Genomic DNA, 11,850 nt, shown 5'->3' on the forward strand with positions numbered 1-11,850 from the left:
CCCTATAATGAAAGTGACTTTTTTTCCGTCCATTTATCGTCAAATACCCTCTAGTGACTCTCCCATGGCCAAATAGCAGATTCACTATACAATAGAATATGATCTACCATCTCTTTTGACTAGACGTCTATCATTTTTTTCTATTTTTTTAAACATTGTTCTTCTATTCTTTCTTCATATACAATATGGTTAGTATAAGGGGGAATGATTGATGCTGGAAGGCTGGTTTTTGTGGTTTATTCTGTTTTGGGTGATCACGATGATTGTCTTGTTATCAATCGGCGGTTTTTTTATGTTTCGAAAGTTTTTAAAGCGTTTACCAAAAGAGGACGGCAAATCTGAGCTGGATTGGCAGGATTACTATATTGAAAACAGCAGACATCTATGGAGCCATGAAAACAAACAATTTCTCGATGAATTGGTCACACCTGTTCCGGAGCTGTTCAGAGATATAGCTCGAGCAAAAATTGCCGGAAAAATCGGAGAGCTGGCATTAAAAGAAAACGCAGCAGCGATTGATCAGCGGCTTATTATCAAAGGTTATATTCTGGCTACTCCGAAAAGAGACCATACCTTTTTAAAGAAACATCTAAGAGACAAGAAAATCGATATTGAACCTTATCAGGCCCTTCTTAAATAAAAAACCTTTCCCGCAAGGAGGAAAGGTTTTTTAATTCATTTGAATGTCTGCTGACTGCAGCTCGCTTTGAAGTTTTCGGTATGACAGATACATGGCGATTCTCCACGGCACAATCATACCGAAAGCCAGAATCCAAAACATTCCGCTCAGTGCGCCGTAATCAACCGATGTGCTTAAAATTGATTTCATCACAATTCTGATCACTAAAAGGCCGACTAATATAAAGACAAATGCCTTAGAGCGTTTCATGTAAATTTCATTATTTTTAATTTCAAACTTTGAAGTTTTTATAAGAAAAATAGAGAAAATCACGCCTAAAGTGATCGCTTCTAAAAACTCTTCACCCGTTACCCAAAAAACCGGAAATAAAAACATTAACGCCCCCGTACTCATAAAAATCGGCGGGAGAATGATTTTTTTCGGTGAAACGGGCTTATCGGAAGACTTAATTCTGACCACCATCACAGCTGCAGCCATTAAAACAGCAACAATTGATGAAACTATAATCATCATACTTATCATTCCTTTGTTTTCTCGGAGTGTTGACACTATATACTATACTCCAAAACAATAAAAAAAACCATTTTGAAAAGAAATGACTATCAATTTCCCATAACGCGGTTGACAGCTTCTAATACTTTGGACTCCTCAAACGGTTTGACAATAAAATCTTTGGCCCCAAGTTCAATGGCTTCTGTAACAATTCTTTGCTGGCGCATTGCGGTACACATGATTATCTTTGCTTTAGGGTCAAAGGATATGATCTCACGGAGCGCCTTAATGCCATTTTTCACCGGCATCGTAATATCCATGGTCACTAAGTCCGGCCGAAGTTTTTTATACAGGTCAGCCGCTTGCTCGCCGTCCGCCGCCTCGCCTGCTATTATGTAATTTGCCTCTTCCAAGATCTCTCTGATTTTTACTCTCATGAACTTGGCGTCGTCTACAACTAAAACTCTTGTCATATTCCCCTCCAAAAATCGAATTCCTCAGGTAATAGTCTTATTGTACCAAAAACAAAAGGATTAGTAGTAGTGCAAAAGTAATTTAACAGTCAGAAACCTGTAAATCCACCAAAAAGATCCGACAGCAAAATAATGATCAAGTTCATCCAGTCAAAAAATAGCAAGACCCCAATAACAATCATAAGTACACCGCCCGCTTTCATGATCAAAAGCTGATTCTTCCTGATCCACTTTAGCTTCGTAATGAAGAACGACAATAATACAAACGGAACGGCAAATCCGAGAACATATAGCATCATATACGGTATCGCTGAGCCAGGATTCGTACCTGCTAATGTGATAACAGCCCCCAAAATGGGACCGGTGCAAGGCGTCCATCCGGCCGCAAAAGCCATACCGATTAAAACGGAACCGAAAAAACCGCCTGGCCTATGCTTAAAATGGACTCTGCGTTCTTTCATGATAACTTCAGGCCGAAACACGCCAAGCGTAATAAAACCGAACAGAATAATGAGCAAAGCGCCAACTTGCCGAATGGCATCATGATAATCCCTAAACAGGGTTCCAATAAAAGATGTTCCATATCCTAAAGCTATAAAAATCACTGAAAACCCCAGCAAAAAAAACAGCGTATGGGCCAAGCTTCTTTTTTGCAGCAATAGTTTCTCTGTTTTCACATCATCCATGCTGACTCCTGTAATATATGACAGGAAAGCCGGATAAAGCGGCAGGCAGCAAGGCGAAATAAATGATAAAAATCCCGCGCCGAATGTCAGAAAATAATTCACATCTCCCATGTCATCATCCCTTCATGATTTGACATTCCTTCAAGTTATGACAAAATCATTTCATTTTTTTAACACTTTCACTCGAAGGATTTCTATTTTCAAAAAAAACTTATATAATTTAATTTGACATTGAGACATTGTACTCCTTCTCATTTGAAAATTAGTATAAATATGGATATAATATAAACATTCACTTTTGAAGATCTAATGTATGAAAGGATACATCCCTGTGATTAGAGAGCATCTATTAAATGAAATTGAAAAAAAAAGAGCAGAGCTGCTGCAAATTGTCATGGCGAACGGAATGACATCTCATATTACGATAGAACTCAGTCAGGAGCTTGACCATCTTCTCATACAATATCAAAAGCAGCGCCTTCGAGCAGTAGCGGGTGATGAATGATTGCAAAATAAAAAACCCGATAAAGGGTTTTTTATTTTATAACCATGTTTCTCTATATCATAATCTTTACGTATTATTTCGTTTGATTATTCATGGCTTTCATCATTTGATTGATTTTCTTTTGAGAAGGTTTCATTCCCATTTGCATCATCATCATGCGTAACATTTGTTCATTAATAGGCGGATTCTTTTTAAGGTAGCTCATCATATATTTACGAGCAATAAAAAACCCGAGTGCAACACCTATGAGCAGTGCAACAACGCCCACTAGGATGCCAACCCATAAAGTCATTTTATTTCCTCCTTCATGTTGTCTAGTTTAAAGTGTACTAAACCAAAAGCTATTATACAACATTTACATCTCTTTTTCTTCGGTTTTAGACAAAATTTCTTTCTTTCACCGGATTTAACCACCCATACCGCTTCGTATTGAAATCCATTGCGAGAAAGCAAGGGCTTACTTTGCGAAGAACTTCAAAAAATATCGTTTCCGCCTCGTAATCTCCGTTAGCTACAATTTCAATCATGTGTTCTTTCATCATAAAAGACGCTTGTCCCTTTGCTTTTGGGAGAGATAATCTATAAATATAATCCAGCTGTGTATAGTTTGTATTGTTCAAATTCATTTTTAACCGCTGATGCATATGTAAAATCGGAATGGGTTTCGTAATATATTGAATTTGTTTCTCTGTCATTTCATACTGCTGCCTCGTCAGGCTTGTCCAATGATAGTCTTGAAACAGATCAAACATAACCGATTCCCGCCCGAAATAGTGATTGGCAAATTCCTCTTTGATCAGGTACGTATAGTAGTGACGTTCCATCTTCTCATCCCCTTTTCCAGCAGCATTTCATTTGCATTCTATTATACAAAAGAAGAGAAGAAAGAATTGTCTATTACTGTTAAACAGCCAATACTATTTTTGTCGGATAAACAAGAAAAAGAGGATGATTTGACTCATCCCCTTTGAAAAACTTATTTATTGATTAATGCTTTGACTCGATCCACAACGTTTGCAACTGAGAAGCCGTATTCATTGATAATGGTTTCGCCAGGAGCGGAGGCGCCGAATTTGTCAATACCGAGCACGTCTCCTTCAAGCCCTGTGTATTTGCCCCAGCCAAATGATGAGCCCATTTCAATCGCAAGACGTTTTCTCACATCTGACGGAAGCACGGAGTTTTTGTATTCATCCGATTGTTTCTCAAAACGATCTACTGAAGGCATGCTGACGACAGAAACATCAATATTTTCTTTCGCCAATTCTGCCTGTGCTTCAATTGCGAGGCCAACCTCTGAGCCCGTAGCGATAAGAAGAGCGGCAGGTGTTTCGTTTTTAGACTTAGAAACAACATAAGCACCTTTTTCTACACCAGCCAATGCCTCTTCAGCTGTTTGGTCGATTGTAGGAAGGTTTTGACGTGTCAATACAAGCGCTGTTGGGTGATTTGTGCTCTGCACCGCAAGCTTCCAAGCCGCTGCTGTCTCATTACCGTCTGCAGGGCGGATTAAAGAAAGGTTAGGCATTGCCCGTAATGAAGCAAGCTGCTCAACCGGCTCGTGAGTCGGTCCATCTTCACCGACCGCGATACTGTCGTGAGTAAAGACATATGTCACAGGAAGACCCATTAATGCTGCAAGGCGAATGGCCGGACGCAAGTAATCAGAGAAGACAAAGAATGTTCCGCCGAATACACGAAGTCCGCCGTGAAGCGCCATACCATTTAAGGCTGCACCCATAGCAAATTCGCGAACACCAAACCAGAAATTTTTGCCTGAGTAATCAAGCGCTGTATAATCACCGGAATTTTTAATCGTCGTTTTGTTTGATCCTGCTAAGTCTGCAGAACCGCCGACAAAGAACGGAATTTTATTCGCAAGACCGTTCAGAACTTCACCTGAAGAGGCACGGGATGCCAGACTGCTTCCTTTTTCATAAACAGGCACCTCTTGATCCCAGTCTTTCGGAAGTTCTCCTTTGATAGCCAGCTCAAGCTGTTCAGCGAGTTCCGGATAAATTTCTTTATATTTAGCGAATTGGTCATTCCATTCCTGTTCCTTTTTCTCGCCGGATTCTTTTACTGTTTTTGCGAAATGCTCATATACTTCTGACGGAACGTAGAAATCTTCTTCATACGTCCATGCATAAGCTTCTTTTGTTAATTTACTTTCTTCTTTGCCAAGCGGAGCACCGTGAACACCGGAAGTGCCGGCACGGTTAGGAGAACCGAATCCGATTGTCGTTTTTACTTCAATCAATGTAGGTTTCTTGTCGTTTTGGCGTGCTTTTTCAATTGCCGCAGATAATTCTTCAATATTGTTTCCATCCTCAACGTAAAGAACTTCCCAATTCATCGCCTCAAAACGCTGTTTCACGTTTTCAGAGAATGAACGATCCAGATCTCCGTCCAATGAGATGTCATTAGAATCGTATAATACGATCAGACGGCCAAGCTGAAGATGGCCTGCAAGTGAAGCGGCTTCAGAAGAAATACCTTCCATTAAATCGCCGTCACCGCAAATGCTGTATGTATAGTGATCGACTACATTGAATGAATCGCGGTTGTAAGTTTCGGCTAAATGGCGTTCTGCGATAGCCATTCCGACCGCCATTGCGATTCCTTGTCCAAGCGGCCCTGTTGTTGCATCAACACCGGCTGTATGTCCGAATTCCGGATGCCCCGGTGTTTTGCTGCCCCACTGGCGGAATCCCTTAAGATCTTCAATGCTGAGATCATACCCGCTTAAATGAAGCATGCTGTATAAAAGTGCTGATCCGTGTCCCGCAGATAAAACAAAACGGTCGCGGTTAAACCACCCAGGGTTTGCCGGATTTACATTCATAAATTTTGTCCATAGCGTATATGCCATTGGCGCTGCCCCCATAGGCATACCAGGGTGACCAGAGTTTGCTTTTTCAATAGCGTCTATTGATAGTGTGCGAATGGTAGCAACTGATTTCTTTTCAATTGTATCCATAAAAATCCCCTTCCTTATATGTTGTACCCTTTCATCATAAATGTCTGACGACTTTTTCTCAACTGTTTCAGCTTAAATTTGAGAGAAACTTGATGAATTTTGTCACCTGAAGAAAGCGCTGTTGTTTGTAGTATATACAAAAGAGGAATACGATATTGCCGTATTCCTCTTATATTAGTGAAGTCTGTTATTATTTTTTTCTCTTTTTAACTTTTCAGGTGTTACGTCATTGCCTTCAGGATCAATGATTTTTACACTTTTTAATGTGTTTTTCATAGAAGAACGAAATCCTTTTAGGTACTCTTGACGGAGCTTTTGCTGTTCAGCTTTTTCTTCTTCTGTAATAACGCCAGCTTTAGCTTTTGCGGCAAGTTCATTGATTCTGGCAATTTTTTCGTTTGAAATCATGATAAACTCCTTTATTGCATTTTGTCTATATACTACTAAAACAAGAGGAGTTTTACAACTGATTCACTCGCCTGTCTGCTCATTCTCTATGTATTCCTGAAAACGCCGATGGACTGTCGCCTTTGACACATCATAGCCAAAACCTCTCAACGTAGCCGCGATTTCAGCAAACGTCAGTTTATTCGCTCTCAACCGGACAATCTCCGAGATCGGAACTTCTATTCTTTCTTTTCCGCTGTTTTCATGCTGGTTTTTCAGGTTCTTTTGTGGCTTAAAACCATTTTTCACTGCGCGTTTCATTCCGCGTTTAATTTTCATGTTGTGGATTTTCCGCTGGTATTCCTCCACAATGCTGACGATTTCCAGCACCATAGAGTCAGCCTCTGATAACTCCAGCTCACCTCTGTGAGCGGTCGTATATACTTTTACACCTTCCCTGTAAATACAATGAAGAAGTGCAATTTTCGCGTTTCCCCGGCCGAGTCTTGTTTCATCCTGAACTAAAATCACATCAATATTTGAATTCTTGATATGATCAAGCAAATCAAATACACCATCCCGGTCCATTTCATATCCGCTGGCTTTTTCAGAAATCACTTTGACGACTTCCATGCCGTTCTCGGCAGCAATGGCCGTAAGCTCCTCCTTCTGCCGCTTTAATGAGGTTTCTTGCTGTTCTTTATTTGTGCTTACTCGGGCATAAATGAGTGCTTTCACCTTTCTACCTTTCCTCTCTATTTAACAGTAGCCAGTTCGTATGCAGCCGGGTGTTCCTTTTTTAATGGAATCACCAATTCATCCCCCGGCTGAATCTCAGACGTCTGGAGATTATTTTTTTCAGCTACCCATTCAACAAAATCACTTTTATTTATCTTTTTTGAGTTATCCACCTGATCAGCAAGCGACCAGAGCGTATCCCCAGACTGAACTTTTATTTTAACATATTGATTAAGCTCCTGGTCGCTGCTTGTATATGACAACAGAAGGATAACCACGCTTAGAATCACAGTGAACAGGCCGACAAAAATAATAGATTCTTTATTCATGATAACAACCTCCGACAAGAATGTTTGTTCGCTTTTTTATAATTTCAGTATATACGAACAAACGTTTCTGTCAATTGTTTTTTTCGAACCTATGTTTGTACTGTCAGGAAAATCATGCTATAATCTATTTAAAATCGACGTTTAGAGGTGCAAAAAATGACGAAGCTATCAAAAAGGCAACTTGATATCCTCCGTTTTATTAAAGCAGAGGTTAAATCAAAAGGATATCCGCCTTCGGTTAGAGAGATCGGAGAGGCTGTCGGCCTTGCGTCCAGTTCTACTGTCCATGGCCATTTGGCCCGTTTGGAAACAAAAGGGCTGATTAGACGCGATCCGACAAAACCAAGAGCGATAGAAATTCTGGATGAAGAAGTAGAGATTCCAAAAAGCCAAGTCGTTAATGTACCGGTAATCGGAAAAGTAACGGCGGGCTCACCTATTACAGCGGTTGAAAACATTGAAGAATACTTCCCGCTTCCTGACCGTATGGTTCCTCCGGATGAGCATGTGTTTATGCTGGAGATCATGGGTGACAGTATGATTGACGCAGGTATACTTGATAAGGACTATGTTATTGTAAAACAGCAAAACACGGCGAATAACGGTGAAATCGTAGTGGCGATGACAGAAGATGATGAAGCTACGGTAAAACGTTTCTATAAAGAGGATACACACATTCGCTTACAGCCTGAAAATCCAACCATGGCTCCGATCATACTGCAGAATGTCAGCATATTAGGAAAAGTAATTGGTGTGTTCAGAACTGTCCATTAAACTATCAAGCTATCAGTTACAAAGAATAACCCCCCTCTCCCTTTACGGAGTGGGGGGTTTTGTTTTAAAAAAAGCAGGTTCGCCCTGGCTTAGGTACGAACCTGAATAGGAGGAAAAAGAACATCATGTTTACACCATAATTATCCATCATTTAATTGTTGAAGTCAAGAAATTTTCTTTCCTTAACGAAACTTTTTTTAAAAAAAGTGCTGTTTAAAAAATTAGACGTTCTTTTCTTATAAATGTTTCGATTTTCGGACGTGAAAAGATGAGTTATACTCTCCTCTTTTATATTTAGCGAGGCAAAAGGAAATACACTGAATATTTAGTACATAGTTTATTTAGTTAATTTATTCCGCAAAAAAAGCTCACTTCTTTTCAAAAATGTGAGCATCAATCAAAATTAAAATATTCTACACCATAGCGGCCTTTTACATGAACACTTGCACAGTTTTCTGAATGTTCTTCAGCTAATATTCGATACCGGTGATAAGGTTCAATGGAAACCTTATCGTGAGCGCTAAAGTCAAACCAATTACCGGTGAATTGTTTTGTGCTTAACGTAGTATAATCCCCTGCAAGTCCCATTCGCTGAAGCTTAATGTTAACTGAACAAGTGTTCACTCCTAATATCGTAAATTGGTATCCTAAAAAATAATCCATTGCCGGTACATCACTAATGTTTTCTACATAAAGCGCTTTTGTTCCGTCATTTAGAATAAAGTCGGTTTTATGCTCAAAATGTGAAGTTGCTGCATGAATGGTCCCGGTTCCAAAAACACATAGCAAAACAGCTGTCATGAGCAATATTTTATTTCTCAACTGCAATCCCCCTCCTTTACCATATATTAACCCCATAAGATAAATATGTATATTCCCTGTTACTCTGTTTCCCGTACTTTTTCAATCGTGAAAATCCATGTGGGTTTTAGCTTGCTTATAATATTGAAGTCTGTCTTGAAGAGTTCCTGTATGGAATTCAAATTTATGGCCGTCAGGATCAGTGAAATAAATTGATTTTCGATCCCGTTCATCTCGTTCTCTCCCAGACAAAATAGTAACATGAAGGTTTTTTAATGTTGCGGACATTTCTTCAAACTTGCTTTCCTCAATTGTAAAAGCGATATGGGTATAAGAAGCGTTAATATCATTTCTGGGAATGTCACGCTCTTCGTTGAGAGCCAGCCATATGCCGTTTAAATCGAAATATGCAGTGCTCCTTCCTTTAACCAGCAGTTTAGCATCAAAGACATTTTGATAAAACTCGATGGAAGTCAGTAAATCAGAAACAGAAAATAACAAGTGATTGATCCCTTTGATCTCCACTGTGTCTCCTCCTTAGTATTTTAAGATAGATGATTAAAAACCAGTGAATAATTGATTATTTTAACAGAAGCTCACCCCACCCCTTGTGTACGGGCATTGCAGCCAGAAAGTTTCAAACGACCAGCAAAAAATACCAGTGTAAACAAAAGCAATTTGTTCAAAATAAACCATATTACTTCAGAAGGGAATGACCGTTATGAATGGCTACGGCCTTCATGAAACGTTAGAATTGCACGAATTGCTTACGTTTAAGAATCTTTGTTTGACAAAATCTTCAACCATGACGGGACTTGTACAAGATGAAGAATTAAAGAGTATTCTTGAGCAAGATGCTCAAAAAACAAAACAGCAGGTTGCGCGTTTGCAGGAATTGCTGTCAGTGAGAGGTGAACAAGCGTGAATGAGTTCTTTCAAAAATTAGCCGGAATGGGCAGCATGACCGAACAAGTGATCGCAACGGATTTTTTAATATCGGCAAAGACAGGCGTAAGGAATATTGCAGCTGCCATCACAGAATCTTCTTCCCCAGAAGTCAGGGAAACGCTGCAGCAATATTTACATGACGCGATGAATACCCATGAACAAATTTTTCATTATATGGCTGCAAAGGGTTTTTATCATTCTAAAGATTTAACGCAGCAAATAAGTGTCGATCTTGAGGCTGCAGATACCGCTAAAGATTTGCCACAAATATAGGTGATCAAATGAAACATATTATCGCTCTTGCTTCTAAGACAGCTTTAACTCTTGCCCTATTGTATGTGATATTGGATAGAGTTTACCATGCTTCCTTTTTAAGTGTGCTGTTTATTGCATTTTTCTTAAGCTTTGTAACATACCTTTCCGGTGACATCCTGATCTTGCCGAGAACCAGCAATATGACAGCTTCACTGGCTGACTTCGGACTTTCACTCGTTATTCTTTGGGTCTTTCTTGAAACGCAAACTAGAAACGGTTTCTCACCGTTTGCAGCCGCTCTGATTGCGTCTGTCTGCCTTACTGTTTTTGAATATTTTTTTCACCGGTATTTACAGAAAAATGTGCTGGATGAAACATTCCGAAACGAACTGACTGTCAAAGATAACACTTTGCAATATCAAACTGAGGCATCAGATGAATTGTTTCCTGAAGCCAATGATCAGAAGGACGAAAAATAAGGAGGCGCAAAGCCTCCTTATTTTAATAGCTGTTTTCTATGAAATGGGTCATCACTTCTGTAAAATCATAAAACCTCTCATTTTGAGTCGTGGATCTGCTTTTTAAAGAAAAGATGCCAAACAAAGATTCTCTGAAACCTGTACTCATCTCTAACTGGATGCTCAAACCGGTTTTTGATTTATTCGCTATATTGTTTGGACTTACGCCTGCATGCGGATGATCCGTACCAAGCAATTCAGCCGGAAAACCGGCTTTTTGCAGTTTTGAAACTAATTCTGCCGCTCTTGATCGGTCTGTTCCGCCGATTTGTATCTGTTGGTCCTCTCCTGCATATCCATGCAATGAAATGACATACTCATGACTTGCTACAAGCTTCAGTGCCTGAGGCTCATCAAAATGTGTGCTTGTTATATGCAGTACTGAATTTCCAGACGTCTTCAAACCTTCAAACAAATACATGGAATATTCTTTGCTGAGCTCTCTCGCTAATTCACTTGTGCCGCCTTCAATACCTCCTCCGTGAATAGCTAAAACAAGCACAGAGCTGCCGGTTTCTTTTGTGGCAATGTTATAATCTGAAGGATCTTCGTGATTCTTTAGTTCCTCGAAATTCTGATAGATATCCTCTGCATATACAGAAGAAACCGGAACAAACAACAAGAAAATTAACAACAATTTTACATTTTTTAAAGTTGATGGAAAACGTTTGACTATGTTACAATCAACATGCTTCAAGGAATGGAGCAAACGGCGGAGCAGGGATACTTTGGCCGGTTTCATCTACTCCGCCTCAAAACCAAAAACACAGGATGCTGGACTCTTTGAGGCTTTAGCACGAATTATCTCGTCCTCCTTGTTAAATTTTTGTTAAATTCACAATATTATATACCATTAGCCCGGGCGCTGTTCTTCACATTTATGAATTTATACTCCTTAGCAAAAAAGTAAGATCGCACCGGCTTTATTCTCATTCCCCCATTAAATAAAAAAATGCACTCGCCTGCTGGCTTGTGCACCTTTTACTTTCTGTTATTCCTGCGTTTCTTTACTTTATTGAGCTTATTAATGTCTTTTTCAATTTTTCTTATTCTCCGCTTTTGCGGCATGGCTTTTATTTCACTGTAAACAGCAATAAATCCGCTTAAAGTCACTGCTGCAATATAAATGAAACGGTGTTTGATAAAACGGTCAACAAGATCATAGTCACCTGCTTCTTTTTCAAGCCTTTCGATTACATCTTTATCGAATAGCTGATCGACATAAACTTGCTTCATCCCCACTGCAAATCCCGCAGCCAGCCATACAATCAGAAACAAACTGATATAAAACATAAAAACCCTTCCTTCCCCGTCTGTATGAGGT

19 protein-coding genes are annotated in these 11,850 nt (G+C 39.6%); 6 read left to right on the forward strand and 13 right to left on the reverse strand.

Going from position 1 to position 11,850, the window contains the following annotated elements; genetic code table 11:
* Window positions 1–211: 211 nt before the first annotated feature.
* A complete protein-coding gene (locus H7F27_RS11245; RefSeq protein WP_101861288.1) occupies window positions 212–640 on the forward strand; it encodes a DUF2621 domain-containing protein in 429 nt (142 codons plus the stop codon).
* Window positions 641–670: 30 nt separating this feature from the next.
* Here the strand turns inward: H7F27_RS11245 and H7F27_RS11250 are convergent, their stop codons facing one another.
* From H7F27_RS11250 to H7F27_RS11260, 3 genes are all read right to left on the reverse strand, one after another.
* Window positions 671–1,162, reverse strand: a complete 492-nt coding sequence (locus tag H7F27_RS11250; RefSeq protein ID WP_082687905.1) for a CcdC family protein — start codon at window positions 1,160–1,162, stop codon at window positions 671–673.
* Between the two features lie 80 nt (window positions 1,163–1,242).
* Window positions 1,243–1,605, reverse strand: a complete 363-nt coding sequence (locus tag H7F27_RS11255) for a response regulator (RefSeq protein WP_010334411.1) — start codon at window positions 1,603–1,605, stop codon at window positions 1,243–1,245.
* An 89-nt stretch (window positions 1,606–1,694) separates the two neighbouring features.
* Window positions 1,695–2,402 (reverse strand): cytochrome c biogenesis protein CcdA, encoded by a 708-nt coding sequence (locus H7F27_RS11260; RefSeq protein ID WP_095713924.1) that lies wholly within the window; start codon window positions 2,400–2,402, stop codon window positions 1,695–1,697.
* Between the two features lie 220 nt (window positions 2,403–2,622).
* Between H7F27_RS11260 and ynzD the strand changes: the two genes are divergently transcribed.
* Window positions 2,623–2,796, forward strand: coding sequence for an aspartyl-phosphate phosphatase YnzD (ynzD, locus tag H7F27_RS11265; protein WP_024121579.1), 174 nt, complete (start codon window positions 2,623–2,625; stop codon window positions 2,794–2,796).
* 73 nt (window positions 2,797–2,869) lie between these two features.
* Here ynzD and H7F27_RS11270 read toward each other — a convergent pair whose 3' ends face one another.
* The 6 genes from H7F27_RS11270 to yneA form a co-directional block, all read right to left on the reverse strand.
* The gene (locus H7F27_RS11270; RefSeq protein WP_003221221.1) at window positions 2,870–3,088 is read right to left on the reverse strand and encodes a YneF family protein; all 219 of its coding nucleotides are present in this window, start codon (window positions 3,086–3,088) and stop codon (window positions 2,870–2,872) included.
* Between the two features lie 85 nt (window positions 3,089–3,173).
* Window positions 3,174–3,620, reverse strand: a complete 447-nt coding sequence (gene sirA, locus H7F27_RS11275) for a sporulation inhibitor of replication protein SirA (RefSeq protein WP_095713923.1) — start codon at window positions 3,618–3,620, stop codon at window positions 3,174–3,176.
* A gap of 152 nt (window positions 3,621–3,772) precedes the next feature.
* Entirely contained in the window at window positions 3,773–5,776 is a 2,004-nt protein-coding gene (gene tkt, locus H7F27_RS11280) for a transketolase (RefSeq protein WP_103671502.1), read from the reverse strand.
* A gap of 174 nt (window positions 5,777–5,950) precedes the next feature.
* Window positions 5,951–6,184, reverse strand: coding sequence for a DUF896 domain-containing protein (locus H7F27_RS11285; RefSeq protein ID WP_024121576.1), 234 nt, complete (start codon window positions 6,182–6,184; stop codon window positions 5,951–5,953).
* Window positions 6,185–6,247: 63 nt separating this feature from the next.
* Complete coding sequence (locus H7F27_RS11290; RefSeq protein ID WP_103671501.1) at window positions 6,248–6,901, reverse strand: YneB family resolvase-like protein; 654 nt, start codon at window positions 6,899–6,901, stop codon at window positions 6,248–6,250.
* Window positions 6,902–6,918: 17 nt separating this feature from the next.
* Complete coding sequence (gene yneA / locus H7F27_RS11295) at window positions 6,919–7,230, reverse strand: cell division suppressor protein YneA (RefSeq protein ID WP_185847918.1); 312 nt, start codon at window positions 7,228–7,230, stop codon at window positions 6,919–6,921.
* Between the two features lie 156 nt (window positions 7,231–7,386).
* Between yneA and lexA the strand changes: the two genes are divergently transcribed.
* Entirely contained in the window at window positions 7,387–8,004 is a 618-nt protein-coding gene (gene lexA / locus H7F27_RS11300; RefSeq protein WP_010334405.1) for a transcriptional repressor LexA, read from the forward strand.
* A gap of 393 nt (window positions 8,005–8,397) precedes the next feature.
* Here the strand turns inward: lexA and H7F27_RS11305 are convergent, their stop codons facing one another.
* Together H7F27_RS11305 and fosM are read right to left on the reverse strand one after the other, a co-directional pair.
* Complete coding sequence (locus H7F27_RS11305) at window positions 8,398–8,826, reverse strand: hypothetical protein (protein ID WP_024121573.1); 429 nt, start codon at window positions 8,824–8,826, stop codon at window positions 8,398–8,400.
* 81 nt (window positions 8,827–8,907) lie between these two features.
* Window positions 8,908–9,330, reverse strand: coding sequence for a FosM family fosfomycin resistance protein (gene fosM / locus H7F27_RS11310; RefSeq protein ID WP_185847919.1), 423 nt, complete (start codon window positions 9,328–9,330; stop codon window positions 8,908–8,910).
* A 196-nt stretch (window positions 9,331–9,526) separates the two neighbouring features.
* On the opposite strand from fosM, the gene H7F27_RS11315 reads away from it, so the two are divergent.
* The 3 genes from H7F27_RS11315 to H7F27_RS11325 are packed head-to-tail and all read left to right on the forward strand — an operon-like array spanning window position 9,527 to window position 10,487.
* Window positions 9,527–9,730, forward strand: coding sequence for a DUF892 family protein (locus tag H7F27_RS11315; protein WP_024121571.1), 204 nt, complete (start codon window positions 9,527–9,529; stop codon window positions 9,728–9,730).
* Window positions 9,727–10,026 carry a spore coat protein gene (locus H7F27_RS11320; RefSeq protein ID WP_059335692.1) on the forward strand — a complete coding sequence of 100 codons (300 nt, stop codon included), beginning with the start codon at window positions 9,727–9,729 and terminating at the stop codon, window positions 10,024–10,026. The genes H7F27_RS11315 and H7F27_RS11320 overlap by 4 nt, the downstream gene beginning before the upstream one ends.
* Before the next feature lie 8 nt (window positions 10,027–10,034).
* Window positions 10,035–10,487 carry a YndM family protein gene (locus H7F27_RS11325; protein ID WP_185847920.1) on the forward strand — a complete coding sequence of 151 codons (453 nt, stop codon included), beginning with the start codon at window positions 10,035–10,037 and terminating at the stop codon, window positions 10,485–10,487.
* A 22-nt stretch (window positions 10,488–10,509) separates the two neighbouring features.
* Here H7F27_RS11325 and H7F27_RS11330 read toward each other — a convergent pair whose 3' ends face one another.
* A complete protein-coding gene (locus H7F27_RS11330) occupies window positions 10,510–11,268 on the reverse strand; it encodes a poly-gamma-glutamate hydrolase family protein (RefSeq protein WP_101861283.1) in 759 nt (252 codons plus the stop codon).
* Window positions 11,269–11,507: 239 nt separating this feature from the next.
* A complete protein-coding gene (locus H7F27_RS11335; RefSeq protein ID WP_024121567.1) occupies window positions 11,508–11,819 on the reverse strand; it encodes a hypothetical protein in 312 nt (103 codons plus the stop codon).
* Window positions 11,820–11,850: the final 31 nt, after the last annotated feature.

Origin of the sequence: Bacillus sp. PAMC26543 (assembly GCF_014250375.1) — a bacterium.
GTDB lineage: Bacteria > Bacillota > Bacilli > Bacillales > Bacillaceae > Bacillus > Bacillus halotolerans.